This window comes from Pseudomonas sp. 2995-3, from assembly GCF_002742565.1.
Lineage (GTDB): Bacteria > Pseudomonadota > Gammaproteobacteria > Pseudomonadales > Pseudomonadaceae > Aquipseudomonas > Aquipseudomonas edaphica.
On sequence record NZ_LJSB01000140.1, the window covers coordinates 46,601 to 69,532 of the forward strand.

Consider the following 22,932-nt stretch of genomic DNA (forward strand, 5'->3'; position numbering starts at 1 on the left):
CTGCCCTCGAATTGAAGTGCTAAGCGCCTATCGGCGTCAGGTTCTGATCCGTGAGCCGTTGCACCGCCAGACGTCGGTAATGGGACGGCGTCATGCCCTTGAGCTGCTGAAAACGCCGGTTGAAGTTGGAAATATTGTTAAAACCCGACTCAAAGCACACATCCGTCACGGCTTTGTCGCCATCGGCCAGCAGCTCGCAAGATTTGCTGATGCGTAGCCGGTTAACAAACTCTATAAACGTGCGCCCAGTGGCTTGTTTAAACACCCGTGAGAAATACGTCGGCTTCATCCCCAGGTACTGCGCCACTTCCTCCAGCGACAATTCGCGGGCGTAGTGGGCAAAGATATAGTCCACCGCGCGGTTGGTGCGATCGATGCTGTGCTCGTCGGCCACTTGCGGTGTCGTCCCGCCGGACAGCAGTTGGTAATCCTCACAGGCGCTCAACACCTCCAGCAGAATAAAGAAGTGCCCCAGGCGCGCTATACCTTGGGCGTCTTCGATGCGCTGCATCAGGGTCATGGCTTGGGCGATGGTTTTTTTGCAACGGAACTCGATGCCGTACTGCGCCCGTTCCAGCATCGGCGCCAGCGTCTTGAGTTCGGCAAACACGGGACTGCCCTGTTCAAACAGTTCGTCGGTGAAATTCACCAGCATGTCGCGCTTGGGCACCACCTCGTCTTCCTCCACCTGGCTGATCCAGTTGTGGGGCAGGTTGGGGCCGGTAAGGAATAGGCTTTCGGGGTAGAAGTTACCGATGTAGTCGCCGATAAACACTTTGCCCGAGCTGGCGACGATCAGGTGCAGCTCGTATTCCTTGTGGAAGTGCCAGCGCACCAACGGGCAGGGGAAACCATGCTGGCGATAGATGATGGACAGACCGTTGTGATCGTCCATCAACTCGTAGGAAGGGTCGGTAATGCGCATTGCTCGGGTCATGCTGCCGTCGCTTTATTGTGGTTGCTGCGTAGGATAATGCCCCCTTGCGCGCAACCTCGCTAGCGTCATCCTTTATACGCTGCGGTTTTTTGCCTCGATCCACTGCGACATGTACTGGGTACTTTTATGCGCATGGTGACGCAGCATGCTGCCGGTGAAGTTGTCCCGGCGATGGGCGGCGAGGCGGCTGCGGCAGTGTTCCAGGCAAGCCACCAGGGCGGGGCCATGCAGGCTCTGGTCGTAGCGCCGAGCCAGCAATCGGCGGCCGTCTTGCTGGGCCTGGGTCCAACGCTCGCGGTCTTGATACAGCGCCACGGCGGCAGCGGCCAGGGCCTCGGCACTTTGCTCGATGGTACCGGGCCATGGCTGATCGTCGCCCATGGCCTCGGCGCCAATCGGCGTGGTGATGTTTGGCGTGCCGCAGAGCATGGCATCCATCAGTTTGCCCTTGATGCCGGCGCCGAAACGCAGTGGCGCCAGGCAGATACGGGCCGCGGCCATGACCTGCAGCGCATCTTCAGCCCAATTCATCACGTGAAAACCCTGCGCCGGGTTGTGCAGGGCGGTGGCCTTGGGGGGCGTGTAGGCACCGTAGATATGCAGCTGTGCGCCCGGCAGTTGCTGGCGGATCAACGGCCACAAACTGCTCTTCATCCACAGCACCGCATCCCAATTGGGCGCGTGGCGGAAATTGCCGATGCTCAGGAAGTGCGCGCGGTCTTCAAACGGCGCAAAGGCTTCAACCGGCGGTTCCAGCATCAATGGGCACCAGTGGAGCAGGGCGGCCGGCACCTTGAATTGTTCGGTGAGCAGGCGGATTTCCACATCGGAAATCATCAGGCTGATATCACAGCGGTAAATGGCGGCGATCTCGCGCTTGGCGAGGTCGGTGTCGGCCATCCACTGGAACGCTTCCTGCAGGGCCGGCTTGAACAGTGCGCTGAAGTCGTCACTGTCGGGGTGAGCCTTGAGGTGGGCCTTGAAACGCTGATGGCGCGCATCGCGCAGGCTTTGCAAATCGGAGGTTTCAAGCACGCGCAGGGCATCGGGGCAGCATTGCTCCACACGCCAGCCGAACTGTTCTTCCATCATAAAACGGTCGAACAACACGATATCCGGGGCTAACGCGCGGATAAAATCGTCGAAGCTGCTGTTGTTGAGCTCGATGGCGCACTCGGCGATACCCAGGGCAGGCAAGTCGGCCTTGTGTTCACCAATAGTCGCCGGGCTGCTGAAGGTAATGTCCCAACCCTGGTCCAGAAAGCTCTGCAGAATCTGCATCATATGCCCGCCGGCGGCTGAGGAGCGGGGCTCCGGCCAGACATAACCTATGACCAGGACTTTGGTGGCGGGCTGATTCATCTAAAGCAGATCCTTGAAGGGCGGGCAAAAAACGCGCAATTAAACCACACCTGCGGGGCATGACAATTTGTGTCCGGTGGTAGGTAGTCACTGCACTTTGTGGTTAACTTCGGCCTCTCGAATTCGTTTAACCAAAACCCAGCATAAGGATTCCGTTCATGGCTCAAGTCACCCTTCGTGGTAACCCTGTCCAGGTTGAAGGCGAATTGCCGAAAACCGGTTCCACCGCTCCAGAATTCAATCTTGTCGCCGTCGACCTGTCAGAGGCGACCCTGGAAACGTTCGCCGGCAAGCGCAAAGTGCTGAACATCTTCCCAAGCGTCGACACCCCGACCTGTGCCACTTCGGTACGCAAATTCAACGCCCAGGCCAACGACGTGAGCAACACCGTTGTACTGTGCATCTCCTCTGACCTGCCGTTTGCCCAGAAGCGCTTCTGCGGCACCGAAGGCCTGGACAACGTGCTGAGCCTGTCGGACTTTCGCAACGCCGACTTCGCCGTAGACTACGGCGTATCCCTGGCCGATGGCCCGCTGCAAGGCCTGACCGCCCGTGCCGTGGTGGTACTGGACGAAAACAACAACGTACTGCACAGCGAACTGGTGCCTGAAATCGGCCAAGAGCCAAACTACGAAGCAGCCCTGGCTGTTTTGAAGTAACTGTTTCGGCGCATTACTGTCATTTTGCAGTAGCACGCTTGATGCAAGATTGCGGCCTGGCCTAGTCCAGGCCGTTTTTATTTGCGGCTCAAACGCTTAGCGAAATAGCCAACGGACTAAGCTCAGAAGTTAAAAGTTGTAATCCAAGGTAAATAGCCGGTAAAGGCGCTTTTCTTAATGCGCCCCAGTGCTTATCTTTCAGCCTCCCAAAGAAGAAGCTCTCGCGCCCAATGGTTGATCACTCCATGCAATCCTCCCCCCGCAATTCCCGCCGCTGGCTGTTCGGCCTGCTCGTGCTGTTGGTTATCGCCGGCCTGTGCTGGAAATTCTGGCCCGCAGGCCATACAGATGCCAGCGCGCAGAAACCGGCCGGGCATACCGGCAAGACGGGGATGGCGCGCCCAGGTTTCGGGGGGGCCACCGGCCCGATCCCGGTGCGCGTAGCGCCAGCGGTACTGGGCGAGTTCCCGGTGTACTACAAGGCCTTGGGCACGGTGACCGCGCTCAACACCATTAATGTACGCAGCCGGGTGGGTGGTGAGCTGGTCAAGATCGCGTTTGAAGAGGGTCAGATGGTCAAGGCAGGCGACCTGCTCGCGGAGATCGACCCGCGTAGCTACCAGAACGCCTTGCTCCAGGCCCAAGGCACGCTCTTGCAGAACCAGGCCCAACTGAAAAACGCCCAGGTTGACGTGCAGCGTTACCGTGACCTGTATGCCCAGGACAGTATCGCCAAACAGACCCTGGACACCGCCGAAGCCCTGGTCATGCAGTACCAAGGCACGGTCAAGACCAACCAGGGCGCGGTAGACGACGCCAAGCTCAACCTCGAATTCACCAAGATCCGCGCGCCGATCAGCGGCCGCGTCGGCCTGCGTCAGGTTGACGTCGGTAACCTGGTGGCGGCCAACGACACCACCTTCCTGGCGGTGATCACCCAGACCCAGCCGATCAGCGTGGTCTTCACGCTGCCGGAAAACACCCTCGATACCGTACTCACCCGTTACCACGCCGGCAACAAGCTGCCCGTGGAAGCCTGGGACCGTGGCGACGTGAAGCAGCAGGCGGTCGGCGTGTTGCAGAGCCTGGACAACCAGATCGACGTGACCACCGGCACACTCAAATTCAAAGGCCGTTTCGATAACAAGGACCAGGCCCTGTTCCCCAACCAGTTCGTTAACGTGCACCTGTTGGCCGACACCTTGCACAACGTGGTGCTGGCGCCGTCCGCGGCGATCCAGTTCGGTAACAGCGGCACCTTCGTCTACAAGCTCGACGGTGACAAAAAGGTCAAGATGCAGCCGTTGGTGGTCGGTGATACCGATGGCGATAACACCGTCATCAAGGAAGGCCTGGTGGCCGGTGACCGCGTGGTCCTGGAAGGCACTGATCGCCTCAAGGACGGCAGCGACATTGAAGTGGTCAACGACAGCAGCGAAGTGCCGACCACGCCGACCGAACACCTGCAAGGCAAGCCTGCGGCGAAAGGGGAGACCGGCGCTAACGCCGGCAAGGCGCAAAAGGTCGGTTCATGAACCTGTCGCGACTGTTTATCCTTCGCCCGGTTGCCACCACGCTGAGCATGCTGGCCATTGTTCTGGCCGGCATTATTTCTTACCGTTTGTTGCCGGTCTCGGCCTTGCCCCAGGTGGACTACCCGACCATCCGGGTGATGACCCTGTACCCCGGCGCCAGCCCGGACGTGATGACCAGCGCGGTGACTGCGCCGCTGGAGCGTCAGTTCGGGCAAATGCCCGGCCTCACACAGATGGCGTCGACCAGTTCGGGCGGCGCCTCGGTGCTGACCCTGCGCTTTAACCTCGACATCAACATGGATGTCGCCGAGCAACAGGTGCAGGCCGCGATCAACGCCGCGACCAACCTGTTGCCCAAGGATTTGCCGGCGCCGCCGGTGTACAACAAGGTCAACCCGGCAGATACCCCGGTGCTGACCCTGGCAATTACCTCCAAGACCATGTTGCTGCCCAAGCTCAACGACTTGGTTGACACGCGTATGGCGCAAAAAATTGCCCAGATCAGCGGCGTCGGCATGGTCAGCATCGCCGGTGGCCAGCGCCAGGCCGTGCGTATCAAGGTCAACCCCGAGGCCCTGGCGGCCAACGGCTTGAACCTGTCGGACGTGCGCACCCTGATCGCCGCCTCCAACGTCAACCAGCCCAAGGGTAACTTTGACGGCCCCACACGGGTATCGATGCTCGATGCCAACGACCAGTTGGTCTCGCCCGAGCAATACGCCGAACTCATATTGGCCTACAACAATGGTGCGCCGCTGCGCCTCAAAGACGTGGCACAGATCGTCGACGGCGCCGAAAACGAGCGCCTCGCTGCCTGGGCCAATGAAAACCAGGCCGTGCTGCTCAACATCCAGCGCCAGCCCGGCGCCAACGTGATCGAGGTAGTGGACCGTATCAAGGCGCTGCTGCCGAGCATCACCGATAACCTGCCGGCGGGCCTGGATGTGACGGTGCTTACCGACCGTACCCAGACCATTCGGGCCTCGGTGAAAGACGTACAGCACGAATTGCTGATCGCCATTGCCCTGGTGGTGATGGTGACGTTCCTGTTCCTGCGCCGGGTCAGTGCCACGATCATTCCGTCGATCGCCGTGCCGCTGTCGCTGGTGGGCACCTTTGGCGTGATGTACCTGGCAGGCTTCTCCATCAACAACCTGACGCTGATGGCCCTGACCATCGCCACCGGGTTTGTGGTGGACGATGCCATCGTGATGCTGGAGAACATCTCGCGCTACATCGAGGAAGGCGAGACGCCCATGGCGGCGGCGCTCAAGGGCGCCAAGCAAATCGGGTTCACCCTGATTTCCCTGACCCTGTCGCTGATCGCGGTACTCATTCCGCTGCTGTTCATGGCCGATGTGGTCGGGCGGCTGTTCCGCGAATTTGCCATCACCCTGGCGGTGGCGATCCTGATTTCCCTGGTGGTGTCCCTGACCCTGACGCCGATGATGTGCGCGCGCTTGCTCAAGCGCGAACCCAAGGAAGAAGAACAAGGTCGTTTCTACAAGGCCAGCGGCGCCTGGATCGATTGGTTGATCGAAGCCTACGGGCGCAAATTGCAGTGGGTGCTCAAGCACCAGCCGTTGACCCTGCTGGTGGCCATCGCCACCTTGGGCCTAACCGTGGTGCTGTACCTGGTGGTGCCCAAGGGCTTTTTCCCGGTACAGGATACCGGGGTGATCCAGGGCATATCGGAAGCACCGCAGTCGATTTCGTTTGCCGCCATGAGCCAGCGCCAGCAGGAATTGGCCAAGGTGATCCTGGCCGACCCATCGGTTGAAAGCCTGTCGTCCTATATCGGTGTGGATGGTGATAACGCCACTCTCAATAGCGGCCGTTTGCTGATCAACCTCAAGGCCCACGGCCTGCGCGACGTGAGCGCGGCCCAGGTCATCACGCGCCTGCAACCGCAGATCGACAAGCTGGTGGGCATTCGCCTGTTCATGCAGCCGGTGCAGGACCTGACCATTGAAGACCGCGTGAGCCGCACCCAGTACCAGTTCAGCATGTCCTCGCCGGACGCCGACCTGCTGGCGCTGTGGAGCGACAAGCTGGTGCACGCCTTGCGCCAGTTGCCGGAACTCACCGATGTGGCCAGCGACCTGCAGGACAAGGGCCTGCAAGTGTTCCTGGTGATCGACCGTGACGCCGCCTCGCGGCTGGGCGTGAGTGTGTCAACCATCACCGACGCACTCTATGACGCTTTCGGCCAGCGGCAGATTTCCACCATCTACACCCAGGCCAGCCAGTACCGTGTGGTATTGCAGGCCCAGTCTGGTGAAACCCTGGGGCCTGCAGCGCTCAACCAGATCCATGTGAAAACCACCGACGGCGGCCAGGTGCGGTTGTCGAGCCTGGCGCATGTGGAACAGCGTCAGGCGCAACTGGCAATCGCGCATATCGGCCAGTTTCCGGCGGTGATGATGTCGTTCAACCTGGCCCCTGGCGTCGCGCTGGGCAAAGGCGTGGAGCTGATCAACCAGACCCAGAAGGACATCGGCATGCCGGTGGGCGTGCAGACCCAGTTCCAGGGCGCGGCCCAGGCGTTCGAAGCCTCGCTGTCGAGCACTTTGCTGCTGATCCTGGCGGCGGTGGTGACCATGTACATCGTGCTCGGCGTGTTGTATGAGAGTTACATTCACCCGATCACGATTCTCTCCACGTTGCCATCCGCCGCAGTCGGCGCTTTGCTCGCGTTGCTGCTCAGTGGCAATGACCTGGGCATGATCGCGATCATCGGCATTATCCTGCTGATCGGTATCGTCAAAAAGAACGCGATCATGATGATCGACTTTGCCCTCGACGCCGAACGCAACCAGGGCCTGGACCCGCAAACGGCAATTTATCAGGCGGCGTTGCTGCGTTTTCGGCCGATTTTGATGACCACCCTGGCCGCCTTGTTTGGTGCGGTGCCATTGATGCTGGCCACGGGTTCCGGCGCGGAGTTGCGCCAACCGCTGGGCCTGGTGATGGTCGGCGGCCTGCTGGTGAGCCAGGTGCTGACGCTGTTCACTACGCCGGTGATCTACCTGTATTTCGACCGCCTGGGCCGTCGCTGGCGCAAAGAGCCACAAAGCCTGGAGCCGGCTGAGTCATGAACCTGTCCGGACCTTTCATTCGCCGGCCAGTAGCCACCATGCTGCTGAGCCTGGCGATTATGTTGCTCGGTGGCGTGAGCTTCAACTTGCTGCCGGTGTCGCCGTTGCCGCAGATCGACTTCCCGGTGATCGTGGTGTCGGCCAGTTTGCCCGGCGCCAGCCCCGAGGTCATGGCGTCTACCGTGGCGACGCCGCTGGAACGCTCATTCGGCGCGATTGCCGGCATCACCACCATGAGCAGTTCGTCGAGCCAGGGCTCTACGCGGGTGATTCTGGCATTCGACTCCGACCGTGATATCAACGGTGCGGCGCGGGAAGTGCAGGCGGCCATCAATGCATCGCGCAACCTGCTGCCCAGTGGCATGCGCAGCATGCCGACCTACAAGAAGATCAACCCGTCCCAGGCACCGATCATGGTGTTGTCACTGACCTCCGACGTGTTGCAAAAGGGCGAACTGTACGACCTGGCCTCCACCATTCTTTCGCAAAGCCTGTCCCAGGTGCCGGGGGTAGGCGAAGTGCAGATCGGTGGCAGCTCCTTGCCGGCAGTGCGCATCGAGTTGGAACCCAAGGCCTTGGACCAATATGGCGTGGCCCTGGACGATGTGCGCAATACCATCGCCAATGCCAACCAGCGGCGGCCCAAGGGCTCCCTGGAAGACAGCGAGCGTAACTGGCAGATCCAGGCCAATGACCAGCTGGAAAAGGCCAAGGACTACGAGCCGCTGCTGATCCGCTACCAGAACGGCGCGGCCTTGCGCCTGGGGGATGTCGCCAAGATCAGCGATGGCGTGGAAGACCGCTACAACAGCGGCTTCTTCAACAATGATTCGGCGGTGCTGCTGGTCATCAACCGCCAGTCCGGCGCCAACATTATCGAGACCGTCCGGCAGATCAAGGCCCAGTTGCCGGCGTTGCAGGCGGTGCTGCCGTCCAGCGTCAAGCTCAACCTGGCCATGGACCGTTCGCCGGTGATCACCGCGACCCTGCATGAAGCCGAGATGACCCTGCTGATTGCCGTGGCCCTGGTGGTGCTGGTGGTGTACCTGTTCCTGGGTAACTTCCGCGCTTCGTTGATCCCGACCCTGGCGGTGCCGGTGTCGCTGGTCGGCACCTTTGCGGTGATGTACCTGTTTGGTTTTTCGTTGAACAATTTTTCGCTGATGGCGTTGATCCTGGCCACCGGCCTGGTGGTGGACGACGCCATCGTGGTGCTGGAAAACATTTCCCGGCATATCGACGACGGTGTGCCGCCGATGAAGGCGGCGTACCTGGGCGCCCAGGAAGTGGGCTTTACCTTGCTGTCGATGAACGTGTCGCTGGTGGCGGTGTTCCTGTCCATCCTGTTTATGGGCGGCATCGTCACCAACCTGTTCCGTGAGTTTTCCATCACCTTGTCGGCGGCGATCATAGTGTCGCTGATCGTCTCGCTGACCTTGACCCCGATGCTCTGCGCGCGCTGGCTCAAACCGCACGTCAAAGGGCACATGACCGGTTTGCAGCGCTGGAGCCAGAAGGTCAACGACCGCATGGTTGCAGCCTACGCCACCAGCCTGGACTGGGTGCTGCGCCATCGCCGCCTGACCCTGCTGAGCCTGTTGATCACCGTGGGCGTGAACATCGCGCTGTACGTGGTGGTGCCGAAAACCTTCATGCCGCAGCAGGACACCGGGCAGTTGATCGGTTTTGTGCGCGGCGATGATGGGCTGTCGTTCAATGTGATGCAGCCAAAAATGGAAACCTTCCGCAAGGCGGTCCTCAAAGACCCGGCGGTGCTCAGCGTGGCCGGCTTTATCGGTGGCAACAATGGCACTAACAATGCGGTGATGCTGGTGCGCCTCAAGCCGATTGCCGAACGCAAGCTCTCGGCCCAGGCAGTGATCGAGCGTCTGCGCAAGGAAGTGCCGCTGGTGCCGGGCGGACGGCTGTTCCTGATGGCCGACCAGGACCTGCAATTTGGTGGCAGCCGTGACCAGACCAGCGCCCAATACTCCTACATCCTGCAAAGCGGCGACCTGGCTGCGTTGCGCTTGTGGTACCCGAAAGTGGTCGCTGCCATGCGCGAGCTACCGGAGCTGACCGCCATCGACGCCCGCGAAGGTCGCGGTGCGGCGCAGGTGACGCTGGTGGTCGACCGCGACCAGGCCAAGCGCCTGGGCATCGACATGAGCATGGTCACCTCGGTGTTGAACAACGCCTACAGTCAGCGGCAGATTTCTACTATCTATGACAGCCTCAACCAGTATCAGGTGGTGATGGAGGTCAACCCGAAATACGCCCAGGACCCGATCACCCTGAACCAGATGCAGGTGATCACCTCCACGGGCGCGCGGGTGCCGTTGTCGACCATTGCCCATTACGAAAACAGCCTGGCCGACGACCGTGTCAGCCATGAAGGCCAGTTTGCCTCGGAAAATATTGCCTTCGACATGTCGCCCGGCGTAACGGTGGAGCAGGGCACGGCCGCTATCGAGCGGGCGATTGCCAAGGTCGGTTTGCCCGAAGACGTGATCGCCAAGATGGCCGGCACCGCCGATGCGTTTGCGGCGACCCAGAAGGGCCAGCCGTTCATGATTCTTGGCGCGCTGGTGGCGGTGTACCTGGTGTTGGGCATTCTGTATGAAAGCTATATTCACCCGCTGACCATCCTGTCGACCTTGCCGTCGGCCGGTGTCGGCGCGCTGCTGTCGATCTACCTGCTGGGCGGTGAATTCAGCCTGATATCCTTGCTCGGTCTGTTCCTGCTGATCGGCGTGGTGAAGAAGAATGCGATCCTGATGATTGACCTGGCGCTGCAGCTGGAGCGCCACGATGGCATGAGCCCGTTGGAGTCGATCCGCAGCGCCTGCCTGTTGCGCCTGCGGCCGATTTTGATGACCACGCTCGCCGCCATCCTCGGCGCCTTGCCGTTGCTGCTCGGTTCCGGCGATGGCGCCGAAATGCGCCAGCCGCTGGGCCTGACCATTATCGGTGGGCTGGTGTTCAGCCAGATCCTGACCCTTTACACCACTCCGGTGGTTTACCTTTATCTTGACCGCGCGCGCCATCGCTTCAACGCCTGGCGTGGCGTGCGTACCGATGCTGCCTTGGATACTGCGCTATGACCGATTCAACGAATGCCCAGACACTGTGGCGAGGGAGCTTGCTCCCGCTGGGCTGCGCAGCGGCCCCAGACAGTCGACCTCGCCACGCCACACGTATCGGCAAGGGTGTGAAGGGGGTAACGATGCTGTTGTGCGGCGCCTTGCTCAGCGCCTGCGCCATCGGCCCGGATTACAAGCGCCCGGAGGTGGTCGAACCCGCGCAGTTCAAGCAAGCCCAGGGCTGGCGTCAGGCCAACCCAAGCGATTCCCTGGCCCGTGGCGCCTGGTGGGAGTTGTACGGTGACCGTCAACTTAACGAGCTGGTCACGCGCCTTAACAATTCCAACCAAACCGTGGCCCAGGCCGAAGCGCGCTTTCGCCAGGCCCAGGCCCAGGTGCGCAGCGCACGCGGGGCGTTTTTCCCAATGGTGGACTTCAGTGCCGGTAAAACCCGTGCCAGTCAGGGCACCGGCAGCAGTAACGCCAGCCTCAGCAGTTCCAGCAGTGGTATTCGTGACACGCTCAATACCCAGTTGGGCGTGAGTTGGGAGGCCGATGTGTGGGGCAAGTTGCGCCGTGGTCTTGAAGCGAATGAGGCGACGGCTGAGGCCAGTTCCGCGGATCTGGCGGCGATGCGTTTGAGCCAGCAGTCGGAGTTGGTGCAGGACTATCTGCAACTGCGCGTGATGGACGAGCAGACACGTTTGCTGCAGGCCACGCTGGAGACTTATCAGCGCTCCCTGAAGATGACTGAAAACCAGTACCGGGCGGGGGTTTCCGACAAAGCCGCGATTGCTCAGGCACAGACCCAACTGAAGACGACCCAGGCCAGTTTGATCGACTTGATCTGGCAGCGTGCGCAGTTGGAAAACGCCATCGCAGTGTTGATCGGCGAAGCGCCGGCCAACTTCAATCTGGCGGTGAGCAAAGACATACCTGCCTTGCCGCAGATTCCGCTGAGTGTGCCATCGCAATTGCTGGAGCGGCGCCCGGACATTGCGTCGGCGGAGCGCTCAGTGATTGCGGCCAACGCGAATATCGGTGTGGCCAAGGCGGCTTATTACCCGGACCTGACCTTGAGCCTGGCGGGCGGGTACTCCAGCAGCACCTATGCTGATTGGATCAGTTTGCCGAACCGGTTCTGGTCGGTGGGGCCCAAGCTTGCGATGACCTTGTTTGACGGTGGGCAGCGTTCGGCTGAGGTCGACCGTAGTGTGGCGTCTTATGACGAGACGGTGGCCAAGTACCGCCAGACCGTACTGGATGGTTTCCGCGAAGTGGAAAACTATATGGTGCAGTTGAAGGTGCTGGAAGATGAGGCGGTGGTCAGCAATGAAGCCCTGGAGGCCGCGCGTGAGTCCCTGCGCTTGACGCAGAATCAGTACAAGGCCGGGTTGATCGCCTACCTGGATGTGGTGACGGTGCAGGCCACTGCGTTGAGCAATGAGCGCACGGTCTTGACCCTGTTGCAGACGCGGTTGGTGGCAAGTGTGCAGTTGATTGCGGCGTTGGGTGGCGGCTGGGACGGGCAGACGTCTTTGGCTGAGAAGCAGTGACTGGGTAGCTTTTAAAAACAACTCAAGCACCTTCCCAATCAAGGCTGGGCACTGTCACTGTGGCGAGGGAGCGTGCTCCCGCTGGGCTGCGCAGCAGCCCCATAAAACTTGCGGGCGCTGCGCACCCTAGCGGGAGCAAGCACCCTCGCCACAACAGCCCGCACTTGTTACTCCTCGGCACATTGCTGATCAAAATCCGCCCGCGCCTGTTCAATCGCCCACGGCCTGATTTTCAAGCAGATGATCCTGCTCAGCGGGCTGAAGCAGGTGGCATTTCAAGGTCAGTAGATTGGCGTCAAAATGCCACTAATGGCCCCGTGATAATTAATCAAACCGACAATAATTATTCTCGCTACAATCGCCGGCTTTGCCACTTGGCACGGGCGTTTTCAGGCCCGTCAGTCTTGAGAAGTCCCATGCTGATCGGTAGTTATTCCCCCTCTCTGGTCGTCATCTCCCTGTGCGTCGCGATCCTGGCGTCCTATACCGCGCTGGACTTGGCCGGCCGTATTGCGACCGCCAGGGGCCGCGCAGCGTACATGTGGATGACCGGCGGGGCATTGGCCATGGGCGTGGGCGTTTGGTCCATGCACTTTATCGGCATGCTGGCGTTGCGCCTGCCCTTTGCCCTCGGGTTTGACCTGGGTATCACCGCGCTGTCGTTATTGATCGCCGTGTTATCCAGTGGCTTTGCACTGTGGCTGGTCAGCCAGCCACGTCTGCCGGCTTGGCAGTTGGCATTTGGCGCGTTGGTGATGGGGGCTGGTATTGCCTGCATGCACTACACCGGCATGGCCGCGATGCGCATGACCCCGGGCATCGATTACGACCCCGGCCTGTTTGGCGCCTCATTGTTGATCGCCGTGCTGGCGTCCGGCGCGGCCTTGTGGATCGCTTTCAACTTGCGGCGCAACACGCCTTACGTACGCCTGGCGCGGGGTGGCGCCGCGGTGGTGATGGGCATTGCGATCGTCGGTATGCACTACACCGGCATGGCTGCCGCGCGTTTTGATGACAACAGTTTCTGCGGCGCCGCGCTGACGGGCCTGAGTGGCAAGGGCCTGGATAACCTGGTGCTGGTCACTTCGCTGGCGGTCTTGATCATCGCGTTATTGACCTCATTGCTCGACGCCCGGCTTGAAGCCCGCACTGCCGTGCTCGCAGACTCACTGACCCTGGCCAACCAGGAACTCACCCATCTGGCCCTGCATGACATGCTCACCGGGCTGCCTAATCGCACCTTGCTCGCCGACCGCATTCAACAAGCCATACAGGCGGTCAGGGAGCAGGGTGGTTGTTTTGCGTTGATGTTTATCGACCTGGACGGTTTCAAGCCGGTCAATGATGCATTTGGCCACCACATGGGTGACCAATTGCTGCGCGAGGTGGGTTTGCGTCTGCGCGAGGACCTGCGCAGCCAGGACACCTTGGCGCGCATCGGTGGCGATGAGTTTGTGCTGCTGGTGCAGTTGACCCAGCCGGACGACGCCATGGGCTTGGCCGAGCGCCAGGTTGGCTTGATCAACCGTACGTTCAAGGTAGCCGAGCATGAACTGAAGATTTCCGCGAGCATCGGCATTGCCATGTTCCCCGGTAACGGCGTTAACCCTCAGGAACTGCTGATGAACGCTGATGCCGCCATGTACCACGCCAAGGGCATGGGCAAGAACGGTTACAGCTTCTTTGATGTGTCGATGAACACCAATGCGCGTAAACAGCTGCAGTTGTTGCAGGACCTGCGCAACGCCGTTGAGCACCAACAGTTCCGCCTGTACTACCAGCCCAAGTTCGACGCGCTCAGCGGTATTGCGGTCGGCGCCGAAGCGTTGTTGCGTTGGGAGCACCCGCAACAGGGGCTGTTGTTGCCGGCGATGTTCATCGAGCTGGCGGAAAAAACCGGGTTGATTATTCCCATCGGCGAGTGGGTGCTCAACGAGGCTTGCCGCCAGATGGCTGTCTGGTACGCGCAGGGTTATGAAGACTGGCGCATTGCAGTCAACCTGTCGGCGTTGCAGTTCTGCCATGCAGGGTTGGTTAAAAGTGTCGCGCAGGCGCTGGAGCGTCACCGCTTGCCGGCCAACAGCCTGACCCTGGAAATCACCGAAACCACTGCCATGAGCGATGCCGATGCGAGCATGACGGTGCTGCAGCAACTGTCGGACATGGGCGTGGACCTGTCCATCGACGACTTCGGCACCGGTTATTCGAGCCTGATGTACCTCAAACGGTTGCCCGCCAACGAGCTGAAGATCGACCGCGGGTTTGTGCGCGACCTTGAACACGACAGCGACGACGCCGCCATCGTCTCGGCCATTGTCGCCCTCGGCCAGGCGCTAGGGCTGCGCATTGTCGCCGAAGGCGTGGAGACCGATGTGCAGCAAAGTTTCCTCACCCGGCTGGGGTGCAACGCGCTGCAAGGCTACCTGCTGGGTCACCCATTGCCGGCCGAGGGGTTCATGGCCGATATCCAGCGCGCCGAAGACGCCTTGGCGCCTGACAAAAGCCGTGGATGACGGGTATTCTTGGATCCAACCTTGAACTGTTGGTTTATTCAGGAGACCGCACGCATGGACAAAGTCGTCATTATCACTGGAGGCAGCCGTGGTATCGGCGCTGAGACGGCCTTGCTGGCTGCACGCCAGGGCTACCGCATTTGCATCAACTACCAGTCTGATGAGGCAGCGGCCCAGCGTGTGCTGGACCAGGTGCGCGCCTTGGGTGCACAGGCCATTGCGGTGCGGGCCGATGTCAGCATCGAGGATGAAGTGATCGCATTGTTCAATCGCGTTGATGCCGAGCTTGGGCGCGTGACGGCACTGGTCAACAACGCCGGCACCGTGGGGCACAAGTCGCGGGTCGATGAAATGTCCGAGTTCCGCATCCTCAAAATCATGAAGACCAATGTGCTGGGGCCGATCCTGTGTGCCAAGCAAGCGGTGCTGCGCATGTCGCCCAGGCATGGCGGGCAGGGCGGCAGCATCGTCAACGTGTCGTCGGTAGCCGCGCGCCTGGGTTCGCCGGGCGAATATGTCGACTATGCCGCGTCCAAGGGCGCGCTGGACACCTTCACCATCGGCCTGTCCAAAGAGGTGGCGGGTGAAGGGATCCGTGTCAACGCGGTGCGCCCTGGCTACATCTTTACCGACTTCCATGCCCTGAGCGGCGACCCGGACCGAGTCAGCAAGCTGGAGTCCGGCATCCCCATGGCCCGTGGCGGGCGCCCGGATGAAGTGGCGGAGGCGATTATCTGGTTGTTGTCGGACAAGGCTTCGTATACCACTGGCACTTTTCTGGATTTGGGCGGTGGCCGTTGAGTCTTTAGCGCCAGTCAAGGCGCCATCGCGGGCAAGCCCGGCTCCCACAGTGGAACGCATTTCACTGTGGGAGCCGGGCTTGCCCGCGATGGCGTCAGATAAGGCAACAACCGAGCCTAGAAGGACCGCACAATGCGCCCGAGTGTTTCCATGGCCTTTTCCGATGCCTCGGTCCACGGGCTGCCGTAGTTCAAGCGAATGCAATTTCTGAAGCGCTGGGTCGCCGAAAAAATCGGCCCCGGCGCAATGCTGATGCCCTGGGCCAGGGCCATTTGGAACAGCTTCAACGAATCGGTTTGCTCCGGCAGTTCCAGCCACAGGAAATAGCCGCCAGCCGGCTGGCTGACCCGCGTCTGTGCCGGGAAATAGCGCGCGATGGCGGCCAGCATGGCGCTCTGCTGTTCTTCCAGGGCGTAGCGCAATTTACGCAGGTGCCGGTCATAGCCGCCGTGTTGCAGGTAGTCCGCAATCGCCGCCTGGGCCGGCATCGAGGGGCACAGCGAAGTCATCAGCTTCAGGCGTTCAACCTTCTGCGCATAGCGCCCGGCCGCGACCCAGCCGACGCGATAGCCAGGTGCCAGGCTCTTGGCGAAGGAACCGCAGTGCATCACCAGCCCTTCAGTGTCGAAGGCCTTGGCCGGTTTTGGCGCGTGCTGCCCGTAATACAACTCGGCGTATACATCGTCCTCGATCATCGGCACTTGATGGCTGCGCAGCAGTTCCACCAGCGCCTGTTTTTTCGCCTCTGGCAGCGTGGCGCCCATGGGGTTCTGGAAGCTGGTCATGGTCCAGCAGGCTTTGATCGGGTAGCGCTCAAGGGTTTGCGCCAGGGCATTGAGGTCGATGCCATCGCGTGGGTGTACGGGGATTTCCACCGCCTTGAGCTTCAGGCGTTCGAGCACTTGCAGGCAGGCATAGAACGCCGGGGCTTCGATAGCGACCAGGTCGCCCGGCTCGGTCACCGCTTGCAGGCACAGGTTCAGCGCTTCCAGGGCGCCGTTGGTGATCAGCAGCTCTTCCATCGGCAGCATCAGGCCGCCCACCATGTAGCGCAGGGCGATCTGGCGGCGCAGTTGCGGGTTACCCGGTGACATGTCGGTGACGACAAGGCGTGGGTCCATCTCACGGCCGGCACTGGCCAACGAGCGCGCCAGGCGTGGCAGCGGGAACAACATGGGGCTGGGGAAGGCCGAGCCGAACGGTACGGTGTTGGGGTCTTTGATGGAGTCGAGCACTGAGAACACCAACTCACTCACATCGACTTCGGTGGACTCGTGCACCTGTTCACTCACCACCGGCTCGGAAAACGGGCTGGGCGCGTGAGTGTTGACGAAGTAGCCGGAGCGCGGCCGCGCACGAATCAGGCCACGGCGTTCGAGCAGGTAGTAAGCCTGGAATACCGTGGACGGGCTGACCCCATAGGTCTGGCTGGCATAGCGCACTGAGGGCACTCGCTGGCCAGGGCCGAGGACGCCGGAGCGGATCAGTTCTGCGATGTCGTCGGCAAATTTTTCGTAGCGTTTCATGGCGGCCTGATTAACGTTCCAATAGTGTTCGCAGGGCAAAATGTGGGAGCTGGCTTGCCTGCGATGACGGTGGCACATTCAACATCATCCGTGCCAGACCGGGCGCCATCGCAGGCAAGCCAGCTCCCACACTTGATCTTCTGTGTGTGTTGGATATCAACGATTCAACGGCGCCACAAAGCGACTGTCCGCTGCACTGTAAATCCACGGTTCATCCACATCCACAACCTTGAAGCGCAAGGTCTGCGAGCTGCTCGCCGGTTTATCGGCCAGCAACGCTACCGACACCGGCACGTCGCTGATTTCCCCCGGCGCCAGGCTGAGCCGGGTCTTGCCTTGCAACTGGAAGCCCTCGGCGTCCACCAGTTCCAGGCGGTAATCCTGGCGCTGCTGGGTCTTGTTGATGACCTTCAAGCTGTAGATGTTTTCGATCAGCCCCTGGCTGTTTTCACGGAACATGCCACGGTCCTTGGTCACGTCCAGCGACACCATTGGTCGTTCAATCAAGGCCACCACCAAGGCGGCGATCATCACCAGCAGCACGGCACTGTAGCCGATCAGGCGTGGCCTGAGCAGGTGCGTTTTGCCACCTTGCAGTTGATGTTCGCTGGTATAGCTGACGAGACCACGGGCATAGCCCATCTTGTCCATGATCGAATCGCAGGCGTCGATGCATGCGGCGCAGCCAATGCATTCCATTTGCAGGCCATCGCGGATATCGATGCCGGTGGGGCACACCTGCACGCACAGTTGGCAGTCGATGCAATCCCCCAGGCCAACCTGCGCCGGTTTCACCTCGCGTTTGCGCGGGCCTCGGCTTTCGCCACGCGCCGCGTCGTAGGAAATGGTCAGGGTGTCTTTGTCGAACATCACGCTCTGAAAACGTGCATACGGGCACATGTGCATGCACACCGCTTCGCGCAGCCAGCCGGCGTTGATGTAGGTGGCCGCGGTAAAAAACAGCACCCAGAACAGGCTCACACCGCCCATCTGCCAGGTCAGCAACTCACTGGCCAGCGGGCGGATTGGCGTGAAGTAGCCGACAAACGTCAGCCCGGTCAGCACGCTGATACCCAGCCATAGCGTATGTTTTGCCGAACGCCGCGCCAGTTTGTTGAGACTCCAGGGTGCCGCTTGCAGTTTGATGCGTTGGTTGCGTTCACCTTCGGTGACCTTTTCACACCACATGAACAGCCAGGTGAACGAGCTTTGCGGGCAGGTGTAGCCGCACCAAACGCGGCCGGCAAATACGGTAATGGCAAACAGGCCGAAAGCGCAGATGATCAACAGCGCCGACAGCAGGATGAAATCCTGGGGCCAGAAGGTGGCACCGAAGATGTGGAATTTGCTTTCGGCCAAGTCCCACAGCACGGCTTGGCGCCCGGACCAGTTCAGCCACACGGTGCCAAAAAACGCCAGGAACAGCACAGCGGCACCGCCCACACGCAAAGTGCGGAACACGCCGGTGAAGCTGCGGGTATGGATCAGGTTGTCACTGGATTTGGCCTTCACCTTCTTTGGGTGTATGGGCTCAAAGGTGTCCACGGTTGGGATTCTTTCGCTCATGGTCGTTCGCTCATCAGCCTCCATCAGGCCAATGAACTATGAACTTCACGCTGTTTGCATAACAGACTCAGGTAGGTCGATAAAAAGCGGATCAGATGGGCTTTCTATACGTCACTGTGACAATGTGCTGCACCCCGTAGCGCCTGGGGTGCAGCTGGCTTGTGCGCGGGTTGATACAGATCAATCAAATCACCGAATCACTGTCGGTCGCCTTCAAGTGTTTGCGACCGTCCCTGGCACCGGCGACGGTCAGTGCGTCCGCTTCGGCTTCAGTGATGTAGACCCGATCGCCTTTTAACTCTACAAAAGACATGGATTTGGCGCTGTCGGTACTCACCGTCACACCCGTGGCGGGCAGGGCGTATTCCTGGCCGTCGTCAGCGACCTTGAAAAAGCACGTTTGATTGTCGATATGTACAGGCATGGTGCTCTCCTTTTTATGGGCAGTCATGGGTTAGGGCGTCGCGCAGTGCCAGGTGTTCCAGGCAACTGACTGGCGGTCGGCGCTGTCCATCCTCTAACCACACTAAAACGGATAACGACCATGGACGCCTGGTGGCAAGAAGTGCTTCAAACCCTGCATGCAGAATTTGCTGACATCGCTGATGCAAAGCAGCTCACTCAGATAACCGTTCGCCTGCTTATCGCCGCGATCCTGGGCGGTATCCTGGGGTTTGAGCGTGAGCAAAAGGGCAAGGCGGCGGGGGTGCGCACCCACATGCTCGTGGCCTTGGGCGCTGCACTGTTTGTGCTGGTGCCGCAGATGTCAGGCAGCCAGTCGGACGCCATGAGCAGGGTCTTGCAGGGGGTTATCGCCGGGATCGGCTTCCTGGGTGCCGGCACTATCCTCAAGGGCAAGGAGGATGAAGAGGGCCAGCACGTCAAAGGCCTGACCACCGCTGCCGGGTTGTGGATGACCGCCGCCATTGGCGTGGCGGCAGGGGTTGGGCGTGAATCAACGGCGGTATTGAGTACACTGCTGGCGCTCGTTGTACTTGGCTTAATGCCCAAAGTCGTCAGGCTCTTCGAGAAGGAACGTTGAGTCCATGATCAGTGAGCCTTCATCCTTGATTTAATGTGTGTTGGGTTGAGCGCCTCGGTGATGGTGTTCATATCCATCACCGTTTGGGCTGTGTCCTTCACGCACCCATTCAGGTGCTCGAATGCTCCGGCCGTGCCTTTGAAAAACTCATAGACATGGCGAAAGCCATAATCGTCCTTACCCGATATCAACTTTAACAGTAAGGCGATTTTCTGTTTGTCATAGGCTGCCTGATAGTCGCTGAAATAAAGTTGGGTGGATAATTTTACGCAGGCCTCGTCACTATTTTTTTGCAGGAACTTGCCGATGTCCGTCAGGAGGTGAGCAACTTCCTCGGCGTCTGGTTCTTTCAACATGGAGTCGACACTTTCCTGGCTGAAATGCATGCGCATTTCATTGAGGACTTTACGCGACTTCAGGTCGTTGGGCGCACGCAAGACCTGGGCGATGTCCTCCTCTGTGAGGCTTGCTTTAAGCTCGGTGAGATAACGCCGGCTGACGGAAACGTCTGAATGTACGTGTTGGTGGCGGCTTTGCTTCACGTGAATGTCCGACATGGTATTAACCTGCTCGCGTTTAAGAGGGGGGTAAATGAAATGTGCTCAAGTAAGCGCGTGTGGGACTGTAGCAATAGGCGCACAGGCGAAATGTAGGCTATTTCACCTGTGCGCGCAGGTTAATGCGTTTTTAAGGCAGGCATCCTGACGCGAGTACGCGTGTGAGTGATGGCGTTGATCAACAAGGTTGAACAATCACCGGCGGCATGGTTGTGGGCGGCTCCTCCACGGGTGGCGGCAGGTTTTCCGGTGGTTCCTTCTCCGGGATCGGTTCCGGTTCACTCGGCGGCAGCGTTGGGTTGTCGATATTCGGGTCCGGAGTTTCAGCCGGGATCGGGATATTCATCGGTGTGGCCTCCTTTGTGCTTTGCTCTATCGGTGGACAACCGCCGGGCAGGTTTGATTCCCGCCCAATGGCGGCACATCCACCTGAACTTTTGCGCGCAGCCCAGGCTCGGACCTATTACGGCCCTGCTCAGGGAGAGCGTCGCCGTCTCAGAATTCGGATCAAGCAAAGAGCGTCCACAGGGCGTAAGGGGAAGATGCTCGATGACTGCTGAAACACTGACTCCAGAAGACTCCATATTGCCGCTGTCCCAGGCCTTGTTGTTGCCAAGGATCGCGATTGAAAGCACTACGCCCGTCATAGATGGCGGCGAATTTGCTGTGAAGGCCGTGGTGGGCCAGCGCGTCACCGTCACCAGCAAGGTGTTTGCCGACGGCCATGACAAGCTCGCCGTGCTGATCCGCTGGCGCCCGCTGCAGGACGAAAGCTGGCACAGCGTAGTGATGACGGATGTGGGCAACAATGGCTGGGAGGGCGCGTTTACCGTGGCCCAGCAAGGCCCGCACGAATACTGCATCGAAGCCTGGATTGATACCTTTGCGAGCTTCTGCTACGAACTGCGCAAAAAACATGAGGCCGGTGTGCCGGTCAGCCTTGAGCTGCAGGAAGGCCGCAGCCTGGTGTTGCAGGCCGCCGAGCGCAGCGACAATGAGTTACGCGACCGCTTGATGCTGCTGCACCACGAGCTGTCGGGCTTGCTGGAAACCGAGCAGGTCGCGCAGTTCTTGCACGAAGACAGTGCACATTTGATGACCCAGGCCGACCACCGCGCTTACTTGAGCATCAGCACCGTATACCCGCTCGACGTTGAGCGTGAGGCCGCACAATTTGCCAGTTGGTACGAGCTGTTTCCGCGCTCGATCACCGACGATCCGGCGCGCCACGGCACCTTTAATGACGTGCATGCGCGGCTGTCGATGATCCATGACATGGGCTTTGACGTGCTGTATTTTCCGCCGATCCACCCGATCGGCCGCAGCCATCGCAAGGGCAAGAATAACTCGCTGACCGCAGGCGCCGATGACCCCGGCAGCCCTTATGCGATCGGTAGCGAGGAGGGCGGCCATGAAGCCATCCACCCGCAGTTGGGCAGCCGCGAGGACTTCCGCCGGCTGGTCAAGGCCGCCGCCGAGCATGGCCTGGAAATCGCCCTCGACTTTGCCATTCAGTGCTCCCAGGACCACCCGTGGCTCAAGCAGCATCCAGGCTGGTTCAACTGGCGCCCGGACGGCACGATCAAATACGCCGAAAACCCGCCGAAGAAATACCAGGATATCGTTAACGTCGACTTCTATGCCGCCGACTCTATTCCGAGCCTGTGGACCGAGTTGCGCGACATTGTTATAGGTTGGGTGCAAGAGGGCGTGAAAACCTTTCGCGTGGATAACCCGCACACCAAGCCGCTACCGTTTTGGCAATGGTTGATCAGCGATGTGCGCTCCAGGCACCCGGAGGTGATCTTCCTGGCCGAAGCCTTCACCACGCCAGCGATGATGGCGCGTTTGGGCAAGGTTGGTTATTCCCAGAGCTACACCTACTTCACCTGGCGTAACACCAAGGCCGAGTTGAGCGAGTACTTCACACAGTTGAACGAATCGCCGTGGCGCGAGTGCTTCAGGCCGAATTTCTTTGTCAATACCCCGGACATCAACCCCGGCTTCCTGCACGAATCCGGGCGCCCGGGCTTTCTCATCCGCGCCGCCCTGGCCACCATGGGCTCAGGCTTGTGGGGCATGTATTCGGGGTTTGAACTGTGCGAAGCGGCGCCGGTACCGGGTAAGGAGGAATACCTGGACTCGGAAAAATACGAAATCCGCCCCAGGGACTTCACCGCGCCCGGCAACATCATTGCCGAGGTCGCCCAGCTCAATCGTATTCGTCGGCAGAACCCGGCACTGCACACCCATCTGGGCTTGAAGCTCTATAACGCCTGGAACGACAACATCCTGTACTTCGGCAAGCGCAGCGATGACGGCAGCAATTTTATCCTGGTGGCGGTCAACCTTGACCCGTTTAACGCCCAAGAGGCCCATTTCGAATTGCCCCTGTGGGAGCTGGGCCTGCCGGACGATGCCCAGACCCAAGGCGAAGACCTGATGAATGGCCATCGCTGGACCTGGTATGGCAAGAACCAGTGGATGCGCATCGAGCCGCAGATGCCATTCGGGATCTGGCGTATCACCGTCTCCTGAGCCTGACAGGGATTAACTGTCAGGGATCAACGGTGGGAGCTGGCTTGCCTGCGATAGCGGTATGTCAGCACCGAAAAGGCTAGCTGGCCCACCGCTATCGCAGGCAAGCCAGCTCCCACCTTGATTGCATGTCTTCTGCACAATTTTCAGTGTTCCAGG

At 60.2% G+C, this 22,932-nt stretch carries 16 protein-coding genes; 9 read left to right on the top strand and 7 right to left on the bottom strand.

What is annotated here, in order from left to right; genetic code table 11:
* Positions 1–19: 19 nt before the first annotated feature.
* The gene (locus AOA62_RS07210) at positions 20–937 is read right to left on the bottom strand and encodes an AraC family transcriptional regulator (protein ID WP_099548264.1); all 918 of its coding nucleotides are present in this window, start codon (positions 935–937) and stop codon (positions 20–22) included.
* A 72-nt stretch (positions 938–1,009) separates the two neighbouring features.
* Entirely contained in the window at positions 1,010–2,299 is a 1,290-nt protein-coding gene (locus tag AOA62_RS07215; RefSeq protein ID WP_099548266.1) for a glycosyltransferase, read from the bottom strand.
* A gap of 158 nt (positions 2,300–2,457) precedes the next feature.
* On the opposite strand from AOA62_RS07215, the gene tpx reads away from it, so the two are divergent.
* The 7 genes from tpx (at position 2,458) to AOA62_RS07250 (ending at position 15,544) form a co-directional block, all read left to right on the top strand.
* Positions 2,458–2,958 (top strand): thiol peroxidase, encoded by a 501-nt coding sequence (gene tpx / locus AOA62_RS07220; protein WP_017135058.1) that lies wholly within the window; start codon positions 2,458–2,460, stop codon positions 2,956–2,958.
* A 230-nt stretch (positions 2,959–3,188) separates the two neighbouring features.
* The gene (locus AOA62_RS07225) at positions 3,189–4,493 is read left to right on the top strand and encodes an MdtA/MuxA family multidrug efflux RND transporter periplasmic adaptor subunit (protein WP_099548268.1); all 1,305 of its coding nucleotides are present in this window, start codon (positions 3,189–3,191) and stop codon (positions 4,491–4,493) included.
* Positions 4,490–7,591 (top strand): MdtB/MuxB family multidrug efflux RND transporter permease subunit, encoded by a 3,102-nt coding sequence (locus AOA62_RS07230; RefSeq protein ID WP_017135060.1) that lies wholly within the window; start codon positions 4,490–4,492, stop codon positions 7,589–7,591. Before AOA62_RS07225 ends, AOA62_RS07230 begins: the two co-directional genes overlap by 4 nt.
* Positions 7,588–10,695 carry an efflux RND transporter permease subunit gene (locus AOA62_RS07235; RefSeq protein WP_099548270.1) on the top strand — a complete coding sequence of 1,036 codons (3,108 nt, stop codon included), beginning with the start codon at positions 7,588–7,590 and terminating at the stop codon, positions 10,693–10,695. The genes AOA62_RS07230 and AOA62_RS07235 overlap by 4 nt, the downstream gene beginning before the upstream one ends.
* 122 nt (positions 10,696–10,817) lie before the next feature.
* A complete protein-coding gene (locus AOA62_RS07240) occupies positions 10,818–12,230 on the top strand; it encodes an efflux transporter outer membrane subunit (protein ID WP_099548272.1) in 1,413 nt (470 codons plus the stop codon).
* Positions 12,231–12,646: 416 nt separating this feature from the next.
* Positions 12,647–14,743 carry a bifunctional diguanylate cyclase/phosphodiesterase gene (locus AOA62_RS07245; protein WP_017135062.1) on the top strand — a complete coding sequence of 699 codons (2,097 nt, stop codon included), beginning with the start codon at positions 12,647–12,649 and terminating at the stop codon, positions 14,741–14,743.
* 54 nt (positions 14,744–14,797) lie between these two features.
* Positions 14,798–15,544 carry an SDR family oxidoreductase gene (locus tag AOA62_RS07250; RefSeq protein WP_017135063.1) on the top strand — a complete coding sequence of 249 codons (747 nt, stop codon included), beginning with the start codon at positions 14,798–14,800 and terminating at the stop codon, positions 15,542–15,544.
* Positions 15,545–15,660: 116 nt separating this feature from the next.
* Here the strand turns inward: AOA62_RS07250 and mapR are convergent, their stop codons facing one another.
* From mapR to AOA62_RS07265, 3 genes are all read right to left on the bottom strand, one after another.
* Complete coding sequence (gene mapR, locus AOA62_RS07255; protein WP_017139132.1) at positions 15,661–17,070, bottom strand: GntR family transcriptional regulator MpaR; 1,410 nt, start codon at positions 17,068–17,070, stop codon at positions 15,661–15,663.
* Positions 17,071–17,226: 156 nt separating this feature from the next.
* Positions 17,227–18,636: a cytochrome c oxidase accessory protein CcoG gene (ccoG, locus tag AOA62_RS07260; RefSeq protein ID WP_099548274.1), complete on the bottom strand. Its 1,410-nt coding sequence runs from the start codon at positions 18,634–18,636 to the stop codon at positions 17,227–17,229.
* 184 nt (positions 18,637–18,820) lie between these two features.
* Positions 18,821–19,060, bottom strand: coding sequence for a DUF3203 family protein (locus AOA62_RS07265; RefSeq protein ID WP_099548276.1), 240 nt, complete (start codon positions 19,058–19,060; stop codon positions 18,821–18,823).
* A 120-nt stretch (positions 19,061–19,180) separates the two neighbouring features.
* On the opposite strand from AOA62_RS07265, the gene AOA62_RS07270 reads away from it, so the two are divergent.
* Positions 19,181–19,678 (top strand): MgtC/SapB family protein, encoded by a 498-nt coding sequence (locus AOA62_RS07270; protein ID WP_017139129.1) that lies wholly within the window; start codon positions 19,181–19,183, stop codon positions 19,676–19,678.
* A gap of 8 nt (positions 19,679–19,686) precedes the next feature.
* On the opposite strand, the gene AOA62_RS07275 is transcribed toward AOA62_RS07270, so the two are convergent.
* Together AOA62_RS07275 and AOA62_RS32005 are read right to left on the bottom strand one after the other, a co-directional pair.
* Positions 19,687–20,235 (bottom strand): hypothetical protein, encoded by a 549-nt coding sequence (locus tag AOA62_RS07275; RefSeq protein ID WP_017139128.1) that lies wholly within the window; start codon positions 20,233–20,235, stop codon positions 19,687–19,689.
* A gap of 178 nt (positions 20,236–20,413) precedes the next feature.
* Positions 20,414–20,581, bottom strand: coding sequence for a hypothetical protein (locus tag AOA62_RS32005; protein ID WP_017139127.1), 168 nt, complete (start codon positions 20,579–20,581; stop codon positions 20,414–20,416).
* A gap of 203 nt (positions 20,582–20,784) precedes the next feature.
* Between AOA62_RS32005 and AOA62_RS07280 the strand changes: the two genes are divergently transcribed.
* Entirely contained in the window at positions 20,785–22,773 is a 1,989-nt protein-coding gene (locus tag AOA62_RS07280) for an alpha-1,4-glucan--maltose-1-phosphate maltosyltransferase (RefSeq protein ID WP_099548277.1), read from the top strand.
* Positions 22,774–22,932: the final 159 nt, after the last annotated feature.